This window comes from uncultured Intestinibacter sp. (assembly GCF_902468165.1).
Taxonomy (GTDB): domain Bacteria; phylum Bacillota; class Clostridia; order Peptostreptococcales; family Peptostreptococcaceae; genus Intestinibacter.
The window spans coordinates 1-22,788 of record NZ_CABQXJ010000029.1 but is presented as its reverse complement, the minus strand read 5'-3'; the positions used below and the strand labels follow the sequence as shown (position 1 = coordinate 22,788).

Genomic DNA, 22,788 nt, shown 5'->3' with positions numbered 1-22,788 from the left:
ACCACCTTTAGATATTCTTCTCTTTATATTCCATGTAATTTAAGTACTCTTGATAAATAATTTTTTAAATTTTTTCTATCTACAATATCATCTACAAATCCCTTTTCTAACATAAATTCTGCACTTTGGAAGTCTTCTGGTAATTTCTGATTTATTGTATTTTCAATTACCCTACGCCCTGCGAATCCTAAAATTGCTCCTGGTTCAGAGATTATTATATCTCCAAGCATTGCAAAACTAGCGGTTACTCCTCCTGTTGTTGGATTTGTTATTACACTTATATACAAAAGTCCTGCTTCATCATGTTTTGCTATTGCTGCAGATGTTTTTGCCATCTGCATAAGTGAAATTATTCCTTCTTGCATTCTAGCTCCTCCAGAAGCAGTAAATATAATAAGCGGAAGTTTATTTTGTGTTGCATATTCTATAATTCTTGTAATTCTTTCACCGACAGCACTTCCCATACTTCCCATCATAAAATTACTATCCATTATTGCAGTTGCTACTTTTTTTGAATTTATATTTCCAACCCCACAAAGTACACCTTCTTCTAAATCAGATTTTTGTTCAGCTTTTTTTAACTTTTCTTCATATCCTGAGAATTCTAGTGGATTTTTAACTTTTATTTCTTGAAACATCTCAATAAAGCTATCTTTATCAAATATTTGATTTATCCTTTCTTTTGCAGATATATTGAAGTGGTAATTACAATTAGGGCATACATAATCATCATTTTTTAGATCTTCTAAATAAATTATACTCTTACATTTTTTACAATTTATCCATTTTCCATTTGGTATATTAGGTATAAATTCTTTATCTTTTAGTGGTTTGCTACTAACTGTTATATATTCTTGTTTTCTAAATAAATTTTTAAGCATTATTTCTCACCAACTTTTCTGCTATAAATGATGTATCATAATTTCCTTTTACAAAATCTCTATTATTTAATATACTGTATTGAAAATCTATATTTGTCTTTACTCCTCCTATTGCAAATTCTCCTAGCGCTCTTTTCATCTTTATTATTGCTTCATCTCTAGTAGCGCCATATGTTATCATCTTTCCTATCATTGAGTCGTAGTATGGAGGTATTTCATATCCAGAATAAATTGCACTGTCAACTCTAACCCCTGGGCCTAATGGTATATATAATTCTTTTATAAGTCCTGGAGATGGTCTAAAATTATTATCTGTGTCTTCGGCATTTATTCTGCATTCAATCGCATTTCCGCTTATACAAATATCATCTTGAATCAAATCTAATTTCTTTCCCGATGCTATTTTTAATTGTTCCTTAACTATATCTACCCCTGTAACCATTTCAGTTATAGGATGTTCAACCTGAATTCTAGTATTCATTTCCATAAAGTAAAAATTGCAATCTTTATCCACAAGAAATTCTATTGTCCCTGCATTTTTATAATTTACAGCCTTTGCTGCACATTTTGCAACCTCTCCCATTTTTTCTCTAAGTTTTGGATTTAAAAAAGTAGATGGTGCTTCTTCTAGCACTTTTTGATTATTTCTTTGAAGTGAACATTCTCTTTCGCCTAGATGAATTGTATTTCCATATTCATCAGCTAAAATTTGAAATTCTATATGTCTTGGTTTTTGTATAAATTTTTCTATATAAATTCTATCATCTGAAAAACATGCTTTTGATTCTAACTTTGCAGCGTTATAGTTGTGTTCAAATTCACCTTCTTCATTTACTATTCTAATTCCTTTTCCACCACCGCCAGCAGCTGCCTTTATCATTACTGGAAAACCAATTTCCTTTGCTATTTCAAGTGCTTGTGAAACTGAAGTTATTTCACCTTCATATCCAGGAACTACAGGTACATTTGCTTTTTTCATAACTTCTCTTGCTTTAGCCTTATTTCCCATAAGTTCTATAATCTTATAATCTGGTCCTATATATTTTATATTGCACTCTTCACACATCTTTGCAAATTTAGGATTTTCAGATAAAAAACCAAACCCTGGATGAATCCCTTCACACCCAGTAAGCACACATGCACTTAATATATTAGTCATATTCAAATAGCTATCTTTACTTTGCGGTCCCCCTACACAAACTGCTTCATCTGCCATCTGTGTATGAAGTGCATATTTATCAGCTTCTGAATAAATCGCAACTGTAGATATACCAAGTTCTCTACATGCACGTATTATTCTAACTGCTATTTCTCCTCTATTTGCTATTAAAATTTTCTTTAGCATCTTATCACCTACCCAATTGCAAACATTATTTCACCTTGGCAAACTACCTTTCCATCTACACTTGCATACCCAGTTCCAACTCCTATAGATCCTCTTAATTTTGTTATCTCAATTTCTAAATCTAATCTATCCCCAGGCATTACTTGTTGCTTCCATCTTACTTTGTCTGCTCCCACTAAAAAACCTATTTTCCCTTTGAATTCTTCTTTTGAAAGAATACAAATAGCACCCATTTGTGCCAAAGCTTCTAATATCAAAACTCCTGGCATTACTGGATAATCTGGAAAATGTCCATTGAAAAATTCTTCATTTATAGATATATTTTTAAATCCTTTTGTTCTTTTTCCTTCTTCAACTTCTTCTACTCTGTCTATCATTAAAAATGGATATCTATGTGGTAAAATTTCTTTGATTTCTTTTGCTCCTAACATAATTTTCTCCTATAATTTTTTCACCTTAAATAATTCTTGTCCATATTGGACCATCTTGCCCTCTTGTGCCATAATCTCAACTATCTCACAATTAAATTCAGCATTTATTTCATTCATCAATTTCATTGCTTCGACTATGCAAACTATATCACCTTTGCTTACCTTGTCCCCTTTTTGAACAAAAGGCTCTGCATCAGGTGATGATTTTGAATAAAATGTACCAACTATTGGAGATTTTATAAAATCTATATTTTCTTCTAATTGTGACTTGTTCGTCATATTTTCATTTTCTTTAATATTTATTTTTGAAGAAATTGTATTGTTATGTTGTTTTTCTTCCTTATTTTCTATTGCTGAAACTTCATTTTGTATTTTATTAGATACATAATCTCTAGACATACTCTTGTCTATTTTTATATATCCATCTTCATTCTCCAATTCAAAATAAGCTAATTTTGAATCGTCTAAAATAGAAATTAATTCTTTTACTTCATTAAAATTCATAGTGTCCTCCGATTAATCCCACTTTTTAAATAATAGACATGCATTATGTCCTCCAAATCCAAGTGAATTGTTAAGAGCATATTTTAAATCTGCACATCTTCCTTTGTTTGGAACATAATCCAAATCTAATTCTTCTTCACTTTCTGTATAACCTATTGTTGGAGGTATAAACCCTTCATTTAATGCTCTTACACATATTATTGATTCAACCGCTCCCGCTGCACCTAATAAATGACCTATCATTGATTTTGTCGATGATATTGGTATATTTTTCGCATCTTCTCCGAAAGCATTTTTTATAGCTCTAGTTTCATATAAGTCATTGTAGTAAGTAGATGTCCCATGTGCATTTATGTATGAAACATCGTTCATTTTTACATTTGCTTCTTTGACTGCGTTTTTCATCGCATTTGCTGCAGCTACTCCTTCTGGTGATGGAGAAGTTATATGATATGCATCACATGTTGAGCCATATCCAACGATTTCTGCAAGTATATTAGCACCTCTTTTTTTAGCATGTTCTAAACTTTCGATTACTAATATTCCAGCACCTTCTCCCATTACAAATCCTCCTCTATCTTTGTCAAATGGAATTGATGCTTTAGTTTTATTTTTGCTAGTTGATAATGCTCTCATATTTGCAAACCCTGCAATTGCAATCGGTGTAATTGATGATTCACAACCACCAGTTATAGCTATATCAGCATAACCATCTTTTATATGTCTGTATGCATCTCCTATACTATTAGTTCCCGTTGCACAAGCTGTTACTACTGATGTACACATTCCTCTAGCCCCAAATTTAATTGCGATGTTTGCTGCTGCTGCATTTATTATAGTCATTGGTATATACATTGGTGATATTCGTTTTATCCCTTTAGTATGTAGCGTTTTGAATTCTTTTTCATTAGTATTAAATCCACCAATACCTGAACCTACTATAACTGCAAATCTGTCTTTATCTATTTGATTTAAATCTAATTTTGCATTTTCAACCGCCTCCATACTTGCAATCAGTGCGTATTGAGTAAATTTATCTAATCTTCTACATTCTTTTTTATCTAAAAATTTTTCTATGTCTAAGTTCTTTACTTCTCCCGCAAATTTCACATCTAATCCTTCTGTATCGATTGATTTTATTGTATCTATTCCTAATTTTCCAGATTTGGCATTTTCCCAAAATTCAGTTTCTGTATTTCCAATTGGAGTTACAGCCCCCATTCCTGTTATAACTACTCTATTTTTCATTTAATCCTCCTATTTTTCGAATTACATAGCCATTCCACCATCTACGTGAATTACTTGGCCTGTTATATAATTTGAATTTTCACTGCCTAAAAATAATGCCACATTTGCTATATCTTCAACATTTCCAAATTTATTTAATGGTATTTGTGATAATATTTTTTTCTTTTGATCATCACTCAAAATCTTGGTCATATCTGTATCTATAAATCCTGGGGCTATTGCATTAACTGTGATATTTCTGCTTCCTATTTCTTTTGCAAGTGATTTTGTCATCCCGATTAATCCAGCCTTTGATGCACAATAATTAACTTGTCCTGGATTTCCAACCATACCTACTACAGATGCCATATTTACTATTTTTCCGTATTTTTGCTTTAACATTATCGGAGTCACTGCTTTTAAACAGTTGAAAGCCCCTTTTAAATTTGTTTTTATTACTCTATCAAAATCTTCTTCTTTCATTCTTATAATAAGATTGTCTTTTGTTATTCCAGCATTGTTTACTAATATATCAACTCTTCCAAATTCTTTTTTTGCTTCTTTTATAAGATTTTCTGCTTGTTCTAATTCGCTTACATCTGCTTTTACTACTAATACTTGAGAACCTAAATCTTCTAATTCTTTTTTAACTTTTAATGCTTCTTCCTCATTATTTCTATAATTAATAACTACATTTGCCCCTTCTTTTGCAAATTTTGTAGCTATACATTTTCCTATGCCTCTTGATGCACCTGTTATTACAGCACATTTTCCCTTTAACATAAAATCCTCCATTTTAGCTTTTATAAGTTTTATAAAGCCACTTTAATATATAATTTCTTTATAATTCCAAATTTGATATTGTGCTTTCTAATGAATCAATATCACACACATTATATATTTTTACTGATTTATCTATTTTTTTTACAAATCCACTTAATGCTTTTCCTGGGCCAACTTCTATAAAAGTGTCCACACCCTTGTTTATTAAATCTCTTATGCTCTTTTCGAATAAAACTGGTGACATTATTTGTTGTCTAAGTAGCTCTTTTATATCATCGTCTTTTTTATAGGGGGCACCTTTTACATTTGAATATACAACCTTTTTAAAATCATTTATATCTGCTTTTTTTACTTCTTCATAAAATTTATAACTTGCATCTTTGTACATCGAACAGTGAAACGGACCACTTACCTTTAATGGAAGTGCCCTTCCACCAAGTTCTTTTGCTATTTTAACACTCGCCTCTAAAGCTTTTACTTCTCCTGAAATTACTGTTTGACCAGGACAATTATAATTTGCACCTTCGACTAATCCAAATTCACTTGATCTTTTTATCAATTCTTCAATCTTTTCTGGACTTAATTTTAAAACTGCCACCATACTTCCTTCTTCTGGGCTTATAGCACTATCCATTATCTCAGCTCTCTTTTTGATTAGTTTAATTCCATCTTCAAAACTTATCACACCAGAATCAACAAGTGCACCATATTCACCTAATGAAAGTCCCAAGGTATACTTAGCAGAAATTCCTCTAAGCTCTACAGCCTTAGCACATGCAAGCGATGTAAGTAGGATTGCTGGTTGTGAATATTTAGTTCTTTTTAAATCATCTTCATTACCATTAAAAATCATCTCTTTCATAGGCATATTTAAAATCTCATCACCCATATCGAATATTTCTTTACATTCATATATATTGTCATATAAACTTTTTCCCATGCCTACATATTGTGAACCTTGCCCTGGAAAAAGAAATGCTATATTCTCATTCATAATCTCCTCCATATAAAACTTGTGTAATTTATTTATGCATTGAATTTAAAACTTATATTATTTGTCTATTTATAATTTATACATTTATCAAACTCAGTCATTAGCTCTTCTATTATTTCCTTGCAACTTTGCTCCTTTTTCACAAGTCCCGCTATTTGACCTGCCATAACACTTCCATTTTCTGTGTCACCTTCTATAACTGCTTTTCTTAAAGCACCTCTAGTTAAAGATTCTAGTTTTTCAGAATTCGAATTACTTTTTTCTATTTTTATATACTCTCTAGTTAGTTTATTTCTAAGAACTCTTACTGGATGAGAAGTTGAAGTCCCTGTAACTTCTGTTTCTATATCTTTAGCTTTTAATACTTTTTCTTTATAGTTTTTATGTACATTACATTCATTTGAAACTAAAAAGCGAGTTCCCATTTGGACACCGACAGCTCCCAACATAAATGATGCCGCGATTCCTCTTCCGTCTCCAATTCCCCCAGCTGCTATAACTGGAATATTCACTGCATCTACAACTTGTGGAACTAAACTCATTGTAGTCGTTTGGCCTATATGTCCGCCAGACTCCATTCCCTCAGCTATCACGGCATCTGCACCGAACTTCTCCATTCTTTTTGCAATCGCTACTGATGGAACTACTGGAATAACCTTAATTCCGTGACTTTTCCACATTTCTATATATTTACCTGGACTTCCTGCACCAGTTGTAACTACAGGGACTTTTTCATTACATACTAAGTGTGCTATCTCATCTGAATTATCTTGCATAAGCATTACATTTACACCAAATGGTTTATCTGTTAGCTCCTTTGCTTTTCTAATTTGGGCTCTTACAACTTCTGTTGGTCCAACACCACTTATTATCCCAAGGCCACCTGCCTCACTAACTCCAACAGCAAGAGAGGCATCTGCAATCCATGCCATACCTCCTTGTATTATTGGATATTTTATATTCAATAATTCTGTTATCACATTACAATTCATAACCTCGTTAAATCCTCTCTTAATATATTTTAATAAATCTAACTAAATAGCTAGTTAGATTTATTTGGATTTATTAAATTTTCACTTTGCAATAATCTTACTTAACTGCAACTTTTCCTTCTATGTATGCAACTAAATCTTGAACTGATTTTAGATTTTCAGCATCATCTATTTCAATATCGAATTCTTCTTCTATCTCAGTAACTAATTCAAAAACATCTAGTGAATCTATTTCTAAAGATTCAAAAGTACTTTCCAATTTTATATCGTCCTTTTCTAAAGATAAGCTTTCTACCATTATTTCTTGTATTTTTTCAAACATAATTTTTCCTCCTAATTTTGATATTAATTTTTTGTTTTTTAATTTTATCTTAGTAAATCTTTTATTCCCTTATTTTTGTATAATTTATTAAATTAATTTTGAGTATTATCCCAAATTAATTATTTTGCCATTTTATTAAGCAGGCTCCAGACGTAAGCCCTGCCCCAAATCCAACTGCAATTAATTTATCTCCTTTTTTAAGCAAATTCTTTTCACTCATTTCGCTTATTGCAATTGGTATTGATGCTGCTGAAGTATTTCCATATTCATCTATATTTATATAGAATTTATCCACAGGAATTTCTAACTTCTTGGCAGCAAATTGAATAATTCTTTCATTCGCCTGGTGCGGTATTATATAAGCTATATCTTCTAGACTTAAATCATTTTTTCTTAAAATTTGCTTTATTAGACTTACTATCTCAACTGTTGCAAATTTAAAAATCTCACTTCCATTCATATTTAAGTATGGATTCATTCTTATTTTCTCATCGATATATGGGTTTGTTAAATCCTTAGCGCCAATAGTGAGATTTTCCCACTTTATTCCTTTTGATTTACATATGACATCTAAAATGCCTTCATTTTCACTAAGTGATAAGACCACAGCCCCAGCACCATCTCCAAATAAAACACATGTTGATCTATCATTCCAATCAATTGATTTTGATAAAGTTTCAGCACCGATTACTAAAGCTTTTTTTATATTATTTGAAACCATTATAGATTTCGCAACATTAATTCCATATATAAATCCAGAACATGCAGCACCTAAATCAAATGCAAATGCATTTTTTGCTCCTATATTTTTCTGAACTATACAAGCTGTAGCAGGTGTATACATATCTGGTGTGCATGTGGCAACGATTATTAAATCTATGTCACATACATCTATATTCGAATCATGAATTGCATTTAAAGCTGCTTTTGATGCTATATCTGATGTATTTTCATTTGTAGTAATATGCCTTTGTTTTATACCAGTTCTTGAAACTATCCATTCATCACTCGTTTCTACAATCTGACTTAACATATTGTTAGTAACTATTTTTGATGGAATATATTTTCCAACACCAGCTATAACTACATTGTTCATCTATTACCCCCTCTTTTAGTTACAAAATATTTGTTTTTACAATTATTTATATATTAAATATTTTGATTATCAAAATTTATTATGAACAAAATATATTATATTCAAACAAAAAAGTCAACTATATTTTTTATAGTCATAACTCTCAAAGAATATAAAAATATTGAAAACACTAATTTTGCAAAACTTATGTTTTTTTAAAAAACATTATAATTTACCTATTAAAAATATTTTTCTTTATTTAGATAATTTTTTATAGTATAATGAGCTCAATCTTAGTAAACCTTTTATATCCTATAGGGAGGAAACTTATGAAACCATTAATAATTGGAGATTTAATTATAAAAACACCTGTAATTCAAGGTGGAATGGGAATTGGAATATCCAGAGAAAATCTTGCATCAGCTGTTAGTAATGCTGGAGGACTTGGAGTAATTTCAGGTATAAATATAGGATATGATGAAGAAGGATTTAATAAAGATCCGCTTTCTACAAATCTAAAATCATTAAAAAAACATATACAAAAAGCAAAAGAATTATCAAATAACAAACCTCTAGGTATAAATCTTATGGTTGCTATGAATTTTTATGAAGAACATGTAAAAACTGCTATCGAAGCTGGAATTGATATTATAATATCAGGTGCCGGACTTCCTATAAAATTACCGAAATTTATAGGAAATTCAAACGTTAAAATTGCACCAATAGTATCTTCTGCTAAGGCATGCAAATTATTACTTAAAATGTGGGATAAAAAATATAATAAAACTGCTGATATGATAGTAGTTGAAGGACCAAAAGCTGGTGGTCATCTAGGATTTCATAGAGATGATTTAAAAGATATAGATTCTATAGATTATGATGGAGAATTTATGAGAATATTAGAAATCACAAAAGAATATGGCCAAAAATACGACAAAGAAATACCAGTAATAGCCGCTGGTGGTATTTCAACAAGCTCTTATGTGAAAAAATATATAAATATGGGAGCTGCAGGAGTACAAGTCGGAACTTTATTTGTAGCAACAGAAGAATGTGATGCAAATATAACCTTCAAAAATACATATATCAAATGCAAAAAAGAAGATATAAAAATCATTAAGAGTCCAGTTGGTCTTCCTGGAAGAGCTATTTACAATAAATTTTTAGAAAAACTTGAATCAAATAAACCTAAAATAAAAAAATGCTATAACTGTATGGAAACATGTAATCCTTCATCTACGCCTTACTGTATATCTCAAGCACTTATAAATGCGGTAAATGGTGATATAGATAATGCCCTTTTATTTTGTGGTGCTGAGACTTATAAAATAAATAAAATTAAAACTGTAAAAAAAGTTGTAGATGAATTAATATCAGGAATTTAATAACTTAGATGCTGTTCCTGAAACAGGTGCAATCGTATTTGCAACATTCCCAAAAGTAAAAAATACAATAGGATTCCCAGCGCGTGTGTTTGCAATATATGAAGTTTAAATTTTAAAATAAATTAATTTCGAAGGTTATAAATTATGTCTTATGAATATGATGAACAACACATAAGATTTCTAAAATTAAAAGAATCACTATTCGACAAAGAAACTACTTATCTAAGTACTATAGATAAAGAGATGATGGGACTTGTAATATCATCAACAAACGGGTGCACATATTGCCTAACTACACATGGTGATATACTACGTGGCCTTACAAAAAGTAGACACACTTACATATAATTATAGAATAGCTAAACTAACAGACAAACAACGTGCTCTTTGCGACTTTGCCTATTTTACAACTGCAAAACCTAGAGAAATCGACAAAGACCAAGTTGAAAAATTAAGAGCTGTTGGATTTAACGACCATGAAATACTAGAAGCATCATTTGTCGTAGGATTTTTCAATTATACAAATAGATGAGTTAGTTCTATAGGTGTTACCTAACCCTGGTAACTTTAATCATAATAGAAATTTTAAATAATGATAATCTTGTTTCACTTAAAATGGCAATGCTAATTAATAGCACTGCCATTTTTTAATAATTATTTAATTTATATTAATCTTACCCAATACCACCTAACAGTATTCCGACTACAAATACAAATATAGATATAAATACATAAACGTATTTAGCTGTAGATTTAAACCAAGAACCTAATGTTTTGCTTGAACCTGTTTCTATTTCTGCTCTTGCCTTGTCAACTCCGATTACCCAGAAGAACATAACACCAGCGATAAATGCTCCAAGTGGCGCTATATATATAGATGAGAAATCTAATAATGTTCCTAAAATATTTCCGTCCTCTACGAATAAACCTATAGCAAATGCTACTATACATACACCTATTACAGCTATTTTTCTATCTATATGCAAATTATTTTGTATAGCTTCAATTGGCACTTCTAATAAACATACAAGTGTAGTTATAGATGCACAAATTAATGATATAAAGAATAATATCGCAAATACTCTACCAAAAGGCATTAATTTAAATACTGATGGCAATGTTATAAATAATAGTGGTGGTCCTGATGCTGGATCTAAACCAAACGCAAATACTGAAGGTATTATAACAAGTGCTGCTGTTAACGCTGCAATTGTATCAAATAATACTGTTTTTCTTGCTCCATCTATTACATCATTATCTCTTCTTAAGTAACTTCCATATACAAGCATACCAGAACCTGAAAGTGATAATGAGAAAAATGCTTGTCCTAATGCATATATCCAAGTTTTTGGTTGAGATAAAAACTCCCATTTTGGTATACATAGATATTTAAATCCATCCACAGCACCATCTAATGTACAGACTCTAACTAAAAGTATTAAAAATAATACATAAAATGCTGGCATCATTACTTTGTTTATCTTTTCAATTCCTGAAGATATTCCAAATAATGATACTATTAACACTATTAGTAATGCTATAAAGTGCCATGGTACGCTTCCAAATGAACCTGATATTTGTCCAAAATATGCTCCAGAATCTGTTGCAGTTAATGCACTTCCTGTTATATATCCAACTAAAAATCTTATAAACCAGCCTACTACTATTGCATATCCAATTGCTATTATAAATGTCCCTACTACAGGAATTACTCCTAATACTTTTCCACCTTTTTTCCCCTTAGTTTGTAAGGCTTTGTCAAATGCACCGATTGGACCTGACTGCATCATTCTACCAAATGCAAATTCGCCCATCAATCCTGTTGAGCCTAAAAGAATTATAAATATTATATAAGGTATTAAAAATGCAGCTCCACCATATTGACCTATTCTGTATGGAAATAACCATATGTTTCCCATTCCAACTGCAGAACCTACACATGCTAAGATAAATCCTATATTAGAAGTAAAACTGTCCCTTTTTGTTAAAGTTTGTTCCATATCATTTGTGATTTAGACTAAGATCTAAAATCACGTTCCCCCTCTTCTATTTTTACTAATTTTTCTTCTACTATTTCTCTTACTTTTTCGCTTGGTAATTTATTAAGTTCTTCTTTTATTAATGTAGTTCCTTCTTTGTCTTTATTGTGTTCATCATATCCACCGACACTAGTTTTTGAACCAGCACCCATTTGAGATACGCCTAAATGTAGTGCCATTTTTCTAGCTTCTGCAGATTCTCTTCTGAGTCAGTCTAACTAAATGGTAGCACTGTTTACAAAATACAGCAACATTTCTTGATATTTATACATTTTTCTTCTTATTTATACAAAAAGAGAAAACAGATTTAATCCGTTTTCTCTCTATCACTCAATAATTTATATAAATTAGAATCTAAAGTCACGTTCTCCTTGTGCTATTTTTACTAATCTTTCTCCAACAATTTCTCTAGTTCTATCTCTTGGTATTTTCTTAACTTCTTTTTGTATTAAATCTTCACCAGCTTTTGTAGTATCATCACTTGCATAATCTTCTAGATATTCTTTTAATGTCATAAGTGCGTTTGGTTGACAACAGTTGGCGATTTGGCCACTCTTACATAGTGACATAAATCTATCTCCTGTTCTACCTTCTCTATAACAGGCAGTGCAGAAACTTGGAATATATCCCATTTTTAATAACCAGTTTACAACTTCATCTAATGTTCTATCATCATCTACATCAAATTGCGCACTTGTTACTTCTTCTTTTACTCCTAGCTCTCTATCTGCATATCCTCCAACACTTGTTGAAGATGCTCCACTTATTTGAGATATACCTAGATGTAATACTTTTTCTCTAGTTTTTTGTGATTCTCTAGTAGATACTATCATACCTGTATAAGGAACTGCTAGACGTATTATTGCTACGATTTTTTGGAATATTTCATCTGATAGTGCATCTGGGAAATCTGCTGGGTCTATATCATCTGCTGGTCTAAGTCTTGGCACTGATATTGTATGTGGTCCAACACCAAATCTTGCTTCTAGATGTTCTGCATGCATTAATATTCCTACTAATTCATATTTATATGTGCTAAGACCATATAAAACGCCTAGTCCTACATCATCTATTCCACCTTCCATCGCTCTATCCATTGCCTCTGTATGGTATGCGTAGTCGTGTTTTGGTCCTGTTGGATGTAGTTTTTCATATGAATCTTTGTTGTAAGTTTCTTGGAATAATATATATGTACCTATTCCAGCTTCTTTTAATTTTCTATAATTTTCAACTGTTGTCGCTGCTATATTTACATTTACTCTACGGATTGCCCCATTTTTATGTTTTATGCTGTAGATAGTATTTATACATTCTAGTATATACTCGATTGGATTGTTTACTGGGTCTTCTCCTGCCTCTAGTGCTAGTCTTTTATGTCCCATATCTTGAAGTACTATTACTTCTCTTCTTATTTCATCTTGTGTTAATTTCTTTCTCGCTATAGTTTTATTTTTAGCATGATATGGACAATATACACATCCATTCACACAGTAATTTGAAAGATATAGTGGTGCGAACATTACTATACGATTACCATAAAATCTTTTTTTAAGGTCTTCAGCTAATTTGAACATTCTGTCTGTCAATTCTTCATCATCACATTCTAAAAGAACTGCTGCCTCTCTATGAGTTAACCCCTTTGCTCTATTAGCCTTGTCTAATATTCCTTCAATTAATTCTTTGTTCCCCTTGTTCTTTTTAGCATACTCTAATGATTCTAAAATTTCCTCATTATTTATAAATTCTTCTGCCTTACATGATTTTGGATCATATCCCATTTTTATTTCCCCCAATTTATTGAATTTTTTAGACTGAATAAAGGTAAAATGGTATGAATTTCTGCATAAAACAAAAATACCCCTGTATATACAAAGGCATAATCATACTATACATTTTGTATATCACCATCTTTTTACCTAAGAAGATTCTCTTGTAATTAGATTGATACAATTTAAATTTTCTTTCCTATTGGTTATATACTTTTAGGTCAGCCATACTTAAATGGTAGCATTATAGTTAGATTTCAGCAATATTTAAATAATTTTTTATAAACTTTACATAATTCTTTATTTTTTTCTAAATTTATATATAACTGCTCTTTTTATGTATATTTTTTATATTAAGCGTCAGAATTATTTATTAAATAGTTCATATTAATTTGTATAATAGATAAGAGAATGTTTAACAAATTTATAACAGGAGATGAAATAATGAATAGTACGACAAAGAATTTGACACTTGCATCTATACTTACTTCACTATGTGTAGTAATAACTATTTTTGCATTGTCGACAGGTATTGGTTATGGACTTTATCTCGATTTTGCCATACCAATATTTTTTGCTATAGTTTATTTAAAATGTGGTGGTAAATATAGCATATTAAGTGGAATAGTTTCCGTTTTACTTGTGTTTATTGTAGTGGGCGACCTCACTGGTGCACTATTTATGAGTCAAAGCTTTTTACTTGGGATAGTATGTGCTTATTTTATGGACAAAGATAGTATTTTAATGGAAGATATATTTTTCTCTTCAATCTTTAGCACAATTCTTATAATGGTAATCGACATATACACTAAGGCTTTAAGTGGGACTAGTATTATTACTGAATTCCAAGAAATGATTGCTTGGTTTCCATATAAAGAATATGTCAATATTGTTTTTTATTGTTTAATAGCATTTTATTGTTCTGGAATGTGTTTTTCTATATACTATCTATCTTTATTCTTAGGTAAAAAACTAAAACTTTTAACACCAAATGCACAGAAAAAATATTATATATTCAGGAATTTAAAATTATTCAATAGATTTTTATGTTTTAAAAGAAATACCTTTTATTCATGTTGCCTTTATATAGTATTTATAGATATGTTGAATCTTTTTAACTTCGATATAAAATTTATTTACCTTAGAATTATTTTAATATCAGTTCAATACATAGCTTATTATTATGTGATTAGAGATTCATTAATTATTATAAAAGATTTTATAATTACTCATACTAAAAAGGTTCTCTATCTCAGATTATTTATGTGGATATGCTTGGTTTTATTTTTAATAGACTTTAGAATTTCAGTTTATATTTTTGCAATTATATCTTGTTTTATCGATATGAAAAATAATATGAGAATTCACCAAAAGAAAATTATAGATCTATTTTATGAAAAAAAATTGATTTAAAAGCTAGACCTCAATAAAAGCTTTTATTCTAACTTTATAAAGAAATCTTTATTTTAAAGACCTTTTATAAGATAGATTTCTTTGTAACACATGTACGAAAATTATAATTATCCACAATTTTAAAGGAACATAATTTCCTATATGTTATAAAAAAGTATATTTTAAAAAATTAAAGGCTATAGCAATAAAAATTAAACTTTTTTTGCCATAGCCATTTTTTATATATTTTACTTTTTATATACTTTTTATATTTATAATTGTTATTTATAATTTTACATATTTATCTTATTGTTATTATAATCAAAATATCCAAAACTTAAATCTTTATAATTATATTTACTTAAATCAATAATTGTCATATCAGGTTCATTTAATGTAGTTTCTTTAGTTTCTACTAATTTTTTATCTGAATATACATTTGATTTTATAGATGTTATACCATTAGATAGTGTTACTAATGCTTTTTTATCTAGATTTTTCCCATAATCTATTACAAAACTTCCACCCATTATATCGTAGTCCTGATGTGTTATATATCTCTCTCCAAGCTCGATATATAGTGGTTTTAGTTTATCGTTATCTTTTTCAAACACACATACTCCCAATTTTTCTTTATTAGAGTGGTCGACAAATCCAACAATTATGTTATTTTCTATTGATTTTATACTAAAAACATATATATTTTCTATTTCACCTGTAGATTTAAAATTCGATATACTTTCTCTTATATAAAATAGCTCCTTATCATACATATAATCTATTTCACTGTCTTTTGCTATATAATCTACCCCTAGTTGACCATATGAAATTGGGTCTTTATCGTATATTTGACTAGCACTAGGATTTGATATAAAGAATACTACCCAAAATACAAATGCTATAAAAAGTATTTTAGGTGTTTTATACACCATTTTTTTATATTTTAAGATATTTTCTATTCTTTTTTTAGCATAATTTTCACCAAAAGCCAATGGACAAAGCAAGTCTAAAGTTGATGTAGTTGCAAACTCTAATAATGAATTACTATAATCTACTTTTATATCTATTTTAAAATCTTTCATAACTCTTTCATCACAAGACATCTCCATATCTTGTGTCATAAGTTCAAATGCCTTCCAAACAATCGGATTAAACCAATGTATTATTACAGCTAAGAAGTAAACTTGTTTTACTATATAATCGAATCTCTTTATATGTACTTCTTCGTGATGTATTAGATATTCTTGTTCTCTTTCGCAAATTCCAAGTGGAAGATATATTTTAGGTTTTATTATACCAAATACAAATGGCGAATCTATACGATCAGTCTCATATATATTATCTTTTATAAGTGTTGCTGTGCATATTTTTTTCCTCATTTTTATATAAGATATTATTGTGTGTAGACTTAAAAGTATTATTCCTGCAATCCATAATATTATAGCTATCCACAATATATATTCTATTTTACTTCGATTTAAATTAAATGCTTCTATATTTAGATTGTTTGATATATACTCCCTAATTTTATTATTTTCTAAATGTTTAACTATATCTGTATTTATAGGTTTATTAAAATATTTTAGTTTAATAAGCGATAAATCACTATATATATTTATAGGTATAATCAATCGTAGAAATAAACCTGCCCACAATAAATATGAGTATATCTTTGGAAACTTATATAACATATATCTTCCTATTAATATAACTAAAAATAATACTACTCCCAATCTAGTCATATTAAAAACTGTATTAAACATTGTTGATAAAATATTCATAGATTCTCCCCCTTATCTCTAAATAGTTTAATCTTCTTTATAAGAATCTATTAATTTTTTTAACTCTTCAGCTTCATATTTTGATATTTTTTTATTTCCAAAGAATGCTGTCAAAAACTTAGGTAGTGAACCACCAAATGACTTTTCAACAACTTCATGGCTCTCATAAATCTGAGTGTCCTCTCTTTTTACTATAGCTGTAACTACTGTATTTTCATTTTTTAATATACCTCTTTGAGCTAATTTCCTTAAAACAGTGTATGTAGTTGACTTTTTCCATCCAAGTTTTTCATTACATACTTTTACTAAATCCCCTGACTTTATCGGTTCCTCATCCCAAATAATATTCATAAATTTAAGTTCTGCATCGAATAATTTATATTTTTCCATAATACCTCTCCTTTTTGGTTTATCGCAGCAAACCACTTTGTTAATTATAAGTTTATCATGATAAACCAAATTTGTACACACTAAAAATCTCTAAAACATATTTATTTTTTCTCTAATTTTTTTATTTAAAATAAAAAAACTTAGAGCACAGTATTTAAACTTTACCCTAAGTTTTTATTTTATTATTGAACTTATTTCTTATTATTTTATAGCATCTGCTATTTCATCTATCATTTGGTTTGTAGACTCGATTCCACCAGTCATTGTATACCATATAACAGAGTTTAAGTAAACTATATTTCCATTTTTAGCAACTTCTGTTTTATTCATTACTTCATTGTCAAATAATTTAGATGCAGCTTCACCTTTACCAGTAACTGCTCCTCTATCTACAACAAATACATAATCTGATTTATTTTCTAAGAAATATTCAAATGATACTTGTTGCCCGTGAGTTGAATCGTCTATATTTTTGTCAACTTCAGTAAATCCTAAACCATTATATATTAATCCATATCTTGATTTAGCAGAAAATACACTTATACTTCCTTCATTAGCCATAACAACACTAGCAGTTAATCCTTTTTCTGCCACAGTTTTGTTTACTTTTGCTATTTTAGCTTCTATTTCATCTATAGCTTTTTTAGCTTCATCTTGTTTATCAAATAAGTTTCCTAAATCAGTAACTACAGTTTTGAATGAATTCATGTAATCTTGTCCATCTACTGCTAAGTTTACAGTTGGAGCTATTTCTTTGAAACTATCTATATCTTCTGCTTGTCTTCCACCTATTATTATTAAATCTGGATTTAAAGACTCAACTGCTTCAAAATCAGTTTCTTTTAAGCTTCCTACATTAGTGTATTTATCATCTGAGTAATTTGATAATATTTCTGGCATTTTTCCGTTTTTAGGTAGACCAACTACCGCATCAACACCTAAGTTTTTTAATATATCTGCTACACCATAATCAAATACTACAACTCTTTTTGGATTCTTTTTTAATTCTGCTTTTTCGCCATTTGCATCTGTTACCTGAACAGTTGTTTGTTCAGCACTTTGTTCTTGCTGTGTTTGTTGATTTTGTGATCCCGAATTTAATTTAGTAAATCCAAACACTCCTAATCCTAATACTAAAATTCCACCTACTATGGCAGCTGCTTTTTTGTTCATTTTTATTCTCCCAATAATATATAATGACTTTTTTATTAAGTCCTATATAACCTTTCTTTAATTTTTTATTTTTAATAATAAATACTTATTTTTTTACCATCTATATCTTTGACATCAAAGTCCATCTCGTATATATCTTCAAGTGTCTCTTTATTTATTATCTCATCAACTATTCCTTCTTTTGCAATCATACCGTTTTTTAAGCAGATTATATAATCAGAATAACAAGATGTGAAGTTAATATCATGCATAACTAAGATTATTGTTTTTCCAAGCTCATCACAAAGTTTTTTTAGAACTTTCATCATCTGAACTGAATTATTCATATCTAAGTTATTTAGAGGTTCATCTAAGAATATATATTCAGTGCCTTGAGCTATAACCATTGCAATATATGCTCTTTGTCTTTGACCACCACTTAACTCGTCTAGATATTTATCTTGAATATCAGTAAGTCTCATATACTCTATAGCTTCTTCTACATATTTAATATCTTCTGCTTGTAATTTTCCCTCGCAATATGGAAATCTACCAAAACTAACAAGTTCTCTAATTGTTAGTCTTATATTTATATTGTTTGATTGCTTTAATATAGCAATCTTTTTAGATAATTCTTTTTTGTCCCAGCTATCTAGTTCTTTTCCTTCTATAAATACTTGACCACCGTCTCTTTTCATAAGTCTAGTTATCATAGAGAAAGCTGTACTTTTTCCAGCTCCATTTGGGCCTATTAAAGAAGTTATTTTTCCTTTTTGTATTTTAAGCGATACATCATGTACCACCATTTTATCTCCATAACTTTTGCTTAAATTTCTTACTTCTATCATATTCGACTCTCCTTGTAAAGTAGATACATAAAGTAAATACCGCCTATCATATTAATTACTACACTAACAGGTGTACTTAAATGTAAAATTCTCTCCATTAATACCTGACCAAATACTAATGTAAATATACTTACTAATATTGATACAGTTATTAAATAACTATGTTTATATGTTTTCATCATTTCTCTAGTTATATTTGCTACTAAAATTCCTAAGAATGTAAGAGGGCCTACTAAAGATGTTGAAATTGCTATAAGTATTGCTATTATTACAAATGATTTTTTCATTATTTTGTCATAGTCAACACCTAAGTTAATTGCTTGATCTTTCCCTAAACTCATTACATCATAGTATTTTATATCATCCCAAACAAATGGAATCATAAGTAAAACTAATATTATAGATAAGAATAATATATCTACATTTACATTGTTAAAACTAGCAAATAATTTGTTTTGAAGAACTAAATATTCATTTGGATCAATTACCATTTGCATAAATGATGATAAACTTCTGAAAAATGTACCACAAATCATACCTATTAATAATACAAATATTATGTTTGCATTATCTTTTTTAAATATTAATTTGTATAGTAAAGATGTTCCTAAAATCATAAATACTAGGCAAATTAAGAAGTTTATTTTCTTATTTGATACAAATGCACTACTTGAACCAAAAGCAAATATTAACATAGTTTGTATTGCTACATATAGAGAATCTATACCCATTACATTCGGAGTTAAGATTCTGTTGTCCGTTATAGTTTGGAAGATTATTGTTGAAAATCCGATGCATCCACCTGTCAGAATTATTGCTATTAATCTAGGTATTCTTTTTGAAAGAGCATAATCCATACTCCCTTTGTTGATTCCCATAAATAAGAATAATAACGATGATGCTAATATCATTAGAGATAATACTATTATCGGCATATATAAATTTTGTTTTCTATCCACTTTTCCTATCTTTTTACCTATTTTATTTCTCTCTAGATTAGCTTGCATATGATTTCCTCCTTAAAACTAAATAAAGGAACATTCCACTACCTATTACACCAACTGTAAGACCTACAGAAAGTTCATAAGGGTAGACAAATACTCTTGCAAGAATATCACAGAATAAAACAAATATTGCCCCAAATAATGCAGTATCTAATATATTCTCGTGTACATTGTCTCCTTTATATAGTGAAACTAAATTTGGTACTATTAACCCTATATAAGGGATTTCACCAGCTATAATAACTACACAAACAGTTACTATAGATACTATTATCAGTCCAAGATTTACAATTTTATTGTAATCAAGACCTAAGTTTGTTGCAAAATCTTCACCCATTCCAACAACTGTGAATTTGTGTGCATAGAAAAATGCAATTGCCATTAGTGGTATTGATAAATATAATAATTCATAATTTCCTTTTAAGATCATTGAAAAATTACCTTGTAACCATGAGTTAACATTTTGCATTATGTCAAATTCGTAACCAATGTAAGTAGTTATTGAGCCAATTATATTACCAAACATAATACCTACAAGTGGAACGAATATCACACTCTTTACTTTTAAATTTTTTAAAAAAGTCATAAATAACATTGTTCCAGCTAGTGCAAAAACAAATGATATCATAGCCTTTTGCATAGTTGTTGCTCCAGGTACTAAAACCATTGCAATTACTATACCAAGTTTTGCTGAATCTATTGTTGCTCCTGTAGTTGGTGAAACAAATTTATTTTGACTTATTTGTTGCATTATTAAGCCACATATACTCATAGCACTACCTGCTACAAGTGTGCTTATTAATCTCGGTATTCTACTAACCATCATAAGATGCATTGTCTCATCACGACCAGTAAATACATCTAATATATTTATGCTTTTAGCTCCTAATAACAAGGAGATTATACATAAAGTAATTAATATTAGCGTTAAATATTTTTTTTTCATGATTTTTATTTCTCCTAGCCCTTTTGTTATCTCATAATCATAAACACATGATAACGATTATCATTTTATATTTATATTATAATTCAATCAATATACTATTTCAATATTTTTTTTATCATTTTAATAATTTTTTAATTTTAATTAGATTTTTAAATTAATAAAGCTTTTAATTAAAAAAATTACAATTATACATACCTTTAAAATCTTCTATTTTTCTACAAAAAAAGTTGCACACTATATCAGCATGCAACTATATATTAAACCTTTTATTATTTTACTTTTACTATCCAACCTTCTGGAGCTTCTATATCACCAAATTGTATTCCATATAGTGTTTCATATAATTTAGTGATAACTGGTCCTGCTTCTTCTTTGCTGTGGAAAATATGTTCTTTTCCTTTATAGTATATTGAGCCTATTGGTGCAACAACTGCAGCAGTACCACAAGCACCTACTTCAGTAAATTTATCTATATCATCCATTAATATTTCACCTTCTATTGCTTCCATTCCTAAGTAATCTCTAGCAACTGTTAATAGTGAGTTTCTAGTTATACTTGGTAATATAGATGGTGAATCTGGTGTTATAAATTTATTGTCTTTTGTTATTCCAAAGAAGTTTGCCGCTCCTGCTTCTTCTATCTTTGTGTGAGTAGCTGGATCTAAATATATACAGTCAGTATATCCTTCTTCATTGGCTAATTTGTGTGGAAGCATACTACCTGCATAGTTTCCTCCAACTTTAGCTGCCCCTGTTCCATATGGTGCTGCTCTATCGTATTTAGCAGTAGTCATTGAAACTGGTTTAAATCCGCCTTTAAAGTATGGTCCTACTGGTATTCCAAATACACAGAATAGATATTCTGGTGCTGGCCCAACACCTATATTATCTCCACATCCTATTACAAATGGTCTTATATAATAAGTAGCACCTGTGCCATATGGTGGTACATATTTTTCATTTGCTTTTACAACTTGTTTACAAGCATCTATAAATTTTTCTACTGATATTTCTGGCATTAACAATCTTTCACAACTATCTTGAAGTCTTTTTGCATTCATATCAGGTCTAAATAATTGTATTTCCCCGTCTTTTGTTGAATACGCTTTTAAACCTTCAAAACATTCTTGCCCATAATGTAATGCTGTAGCCCCTATACTTATAGATATTCTATCCCCGTCTTGTATCTTACCTTCATCCCATTTACCATCTTTCCAATAAGATACATACATATTGTCTACATATTGATAACTAAATCCTAACTCGTCCCATTTTATATTCGCCTTTTGCATTAATATTTACCTCTTTCTTAAAAAACTTTTATTGCTATTTTTTGTATACAATATATAATAACAGATTATTCTATATTTTGCTATATTTTTAAAAAATTCTCAATATTTCTACGATATTATTATTTATCTAATTATATCTAATTATATCTAAAATATATTTATAAAATTCACTTCGTTCATATCGCCAACGACTTCGTACGTTGCTTAAAATTCACTGCGTTCATGGCGCCAACGACTTT

At 29.4% G+C, this 22,788-nt stretch carries 24 protein-coding genes; 4 read left to right on the top strand and 20 right to left on the bottom strand.

Translation table 11 applies throughout. The annotated features are described in order from the left end of the window. Nucleotides 1-23: 23 nt before the first annotated feature. The 10 genes from accD to RDX53_RS06965 all read right to left on the bottom strand — a co-directional run bounded on the left by accD (nt 24) and on the right by RDX53_RS06965 (nt 8,575). Complete coding sequence (accD, locus tag RDX53_RS07010; RefSeq protein ID WP_195930678.1) at nt 24-881, bottom strand: acetyl-CoA carboxylase, carboxyltransferase subunit beta; 858 nt, start codon at nt 879-881, stop codon at nt 24-26. Next, nucleotides 874-2,226 (bottom strand): acetyl-CoA carboxylase biotin carboxylase subunit, encoded by a 1,353-nt coding sequence (locus tag RDX53_RS07005; protein WP_307993899.1) that lies wholly within the window; start codon nt 2,224-2,226, stop codon nt 874-876. The genes accD and RDX53_RS07005 overlap by 8 nt, the downstream gene beginning before the upstream one ends. 8 nt (nt 2,227-2,234) lie before the next feature. Next, nucleotides 2,235-2,657, bottom strand: coding sequence for a 3-hydroxyacyl-ACP dehydratase FabZ (gene fabZ / locus RDX53_RS07000; RefSeq protein ID WP_307993898.1), 423 nt, complete (start codon nt 2,655-2,657; stop codon nt 2,235-2,237). A 9-nt stretch (nt 2,658-2,666) separates the two neighbouring features. Beyond that, nucleotides 2,667-3,161: an acetyl-CoA carboxylase biotin carboxyl carrier protein gene (gene accB, locus RDX53_RS06995; RefSeq protein WP_307993897.1), complete on the bottom strand. Its 495-nt coding sequence runs from the start codon at nt 3,159-3,161 to the stop codon at nt 2,667-2,669. Nucleotides 3,162-3,173: 12 nt separating this feature from the next. Further along, a complete protein-coding gene (gene fabF, locus RDX53_RS06990) occupies nt 3,174-4,409 on the bottom strand; it encodes a beta-ketoacyl-ACP synthase II (RefSeq protein WP_226915079.1) in 1,236 nt (411 codons plus the stop codon). A 21-nt stretch (nt 4,410-4,430) separates the two neighbouring features. After that, nucleotides 4,431-5,171 (bottom strand): 3-oxoacyl-[acyl-carrier-protein] reductase, encoded by a 741-nt coding sequence (gene fabG, locus RDX53_RS06985; RefSeq protein ID WP_307993896.1) that lies wholly within the window; start codon nt 5,169-5,171, stop codon nt 4,431-4,433. A gap of 58 nt (nt 5,172-5,229) precedes the next feature. Then, the gene (gene fabD / locus RDX53_RS06980; protein WP_195930673.1) at nt 5,230-6,165 is read right to left on the bottom strand and encodes an ACP S-malonyltransferase; all 936 of its coding nucleotides are present in this window, start codon (nt 6,163-6,165) and stop codon (nt 5,230-5,232) included. Nucleotides 6,166-6,230: 65 nt separating this feature from the next. Then, nucleotides 6,231-7,157 (bottom strand): enoyl-[acyl-carrier-protein] reductase FabK, encoded by a 927-nt coding sequence (gene fabK / locus RDX53_RS06975; protein WP_307993895.1) that lies wholly within the window; start codon nt 7,155-7,157, stop codon nt 6,231-6,233. A 97-nt stretch (nt 7,158-7,254) separates the two neighbouring features. Beyond that, nucleotides 7,255-7,479, bottom strand: coding sequence for an acyl carrier protein (locus RDX53_RS06970; protein ID WP_307993894.1), 225 nt, complete (start codon nt 7,477-7,479; stop codon nt 7,255-7,257). Nucleotides 7,480-7,594: 115 nt separating this feature from the next. Continuing rightward, on the bottom strand, nt 7,595-8,575 hold the full coding sequence (locus RDX53_RS06965; RefSeq protein ID WP_307993893.1) for a beta-ketoacyl-ACP synthase III: 981 nt from the start codon (nt 8,573-8,575) through the stop codon (nt 7,595-7,597). Nucleotides 8,576-8,883: 308 nt separating this feature from the next. Between RDX53_RS06965 and RDX53_RS06960 the strand changes: the two genes are divergently transcribed. The 3 genes from RDX53_RS06960 (at nt 8,884) to RDX53_RS06950 (ending at nt 10,471) form a co-directional block, all read left to right on the top strand. Further along, on the top strand, nt 8,884-9,939 hold the full coding sequence (locus tag RDX53_RS06960) for a nitronate monooxygenase family protein (protein ID WP_195931504.1): 1,056 nt from the start codon (nt 8,884-8,886) through the stop codon (nt 9,937-9,939). A gap of 144 nt (nt 9,940-10,083) precedes the next feature. Then, complete coding sequence (locus tag RDX53_RS06955; protein ID WP_207743882.1) at nt 10,084-10,287, top strand: carboxymuconolactone decarboxylase family protein; 204 nt, start codon at nt 10,084-10,086, stop codon at nt 10,285-10,287. Continuing rightward, the gene (locus RDX53_RS06950) at nt 10,238-10,471 is read left to right on the top strand and encodes a hypothetical protein (protein ID WP_307993892.1); all 234 of its coding nucleotides are present in this window, start codon (nt 10,238-10,240) and stop codon (nt 10,469-10,471) included. Before RDX53_RS06955 ends, RDX53_RS06950 begins: the two co-directional genes overlap by 50 nt. Nucleotides 10,472-10,613: 142 nt before the next feature. On the opposite strand, the gene RDX53_RS06945 is transcribed toward RDX53_RS06950, so the two are convergent. From RDX53_RS06945 to hydG, 3 genes are all read right to left on the bottom strand, one after another. After that, entirely contained in the window at nt 10,614-11,939 is a 1,326-nt protein-coding gene (locus RDX53_RS06945) for a sodium-dependent transporter (RefSeq protein ID WP_307993891.1), read from the bottom strand. Nucleotides 11,940-11,956: 17 nt separating this feature from the next. Further along, nucleotides 11,957-12,157, bottom strand: a complete 201-nt coding sequence (locus tag RDX53_RS06940; RefSeq protein WP_195931502.1) for a hypothetical protein — start codon at nt 12,155-12,157, stop codon at nt 11,957-11,959. 168 nt (nt 12,158-12,325) lie between these two features. After that, nucleotides 12,326-13,756, bottom strand: a complete 1,431-nt coding sequence (hydG, locus tag RDX53_RS06935; protein ID WP_195931501.1) for a [FeFe] hydrogenase H-cluster radical SAM maturase HydG — start codon at nt 13,754-13,756, stop codon at nt 12,326-12,328. 432 nt (nt 13,757-14,188) lie between these two features. Here hydG and RDX53_RS06930 point away from each other — a divergent pair, with 432 nt between their 5' ends. After that, nucleotides 14,189-15,157 (top strand): DUF2232 domain-containing protein, encoded by a 969-nt coding sequence (locus RDX53_RS06930; protein ID WP_295571973.1) that lies wholly within the window; start codon nt 14,189-14,191, stop codon nt 15,155-15,157. A 272-nt stretch (nt 15,158-15,429) separates the two neighbouring features. On the opposite strand, the gene RDX53_RS06925 is transcribed toward RDX53_RS06930, so the two are convergent. The 7 genes from RDX53_RS06925 to RDX53_RS06895 form a co-directional block, all read right to left on the bottom strand. Further along, nucleotides 15,430-16,917, bottom strand: a complete 1,488-nt coding sequence (locus RDX53_RS06925) for a M56 family metallopeptidase (RefSeq protein WP_307993890.1) — start codon at nt 16,915-16,917, stop codon at nt 15,430-15,432. A 27-nt stretch (nt 16,918-16,944) separates the two neighbouring features. Continuing rightward, a complete protein-coding gene (locus tag RDX53_RS06920; RefSeq protein ID WP_195931610.1) occupies nt 16,945-17,307 on the bottom strand; it encodes a BlaI/MecI/CopY family transcriptional regulator in 363 nt (120 codons plus the stop codon). Between the two features lie 201 nt (nt 17,308-17,508). After that, nucleotides 17,509-18,480 carry a siderophore ABC transporter substrate-binding protein gene (locus RDX53_RS06915; RefSeq protein WP_195931611.1) on the bottom strand — a complete coding sequence of 324 codons (972 nt, stop codon included), beginning with the start codon at nt 18,478-18,480 and terminating at the stop codon, nt 17,509-17,511. Nucleotides 18,481-18,551: 71 nt separating this feature from the next. After that, nucleotides 18,552-19,307, bottom strand: a complete 756-nt coding sequence (locus tag RDX53_RS06910; RefSeq protein ID WP_007286065.1) for an ABC transporter ATP-binding protein — start codon at nt 19,305-19,307, stop codon at nt 18,552-18,554. After that, the gene (locus RDX53_RS06905; protein ID WP_007286066.1) at nt 19,304-20,314 is read right to left on the bottom strand and encodes an iron chelate uptake ABC transporter family permease subunit; all 1,011 of its coding nucleotides are present in this window, start codon (nt 20,312-20,314) and stop codon (nt 19,304-19,306) included. The genes RDX53_RS06910 and RDX53_RS06905 overlap by 4 nt, the downstream gene beginning before the upstream one ends. After that, nucleotides 20,304-21,257 carry an ABC transporter permease gene (locus RDX53_RS06900; protein WP_195931612.1) on the bottom strand — a complete coding sequence of 318 codons (954 nt, stop codon included), beginning with the start codon at nt 21,255-21,257 and terminating at the stop codon, nt 20,304-20,306. The genes RDX53_RS06905 and RDX53_RS06900 overlap by 11 nt, the downstream gene beginning before the upstream one ends. A 269-nt stretch (nt 21,258-21,526) precedes the next feature. Continuing rightward, entirely contained in the window at nt 21,527-22,549 is a 1,023-nt protein-coding gene (locus RDX53_RS06895; RefSeq protein WP_195931703.1) for a branched-chain amino acid aminotransferase, read from the bottom strand. Between the last annotated feature and the right edge of the window lie 239 nt (nt 22,550-22,788).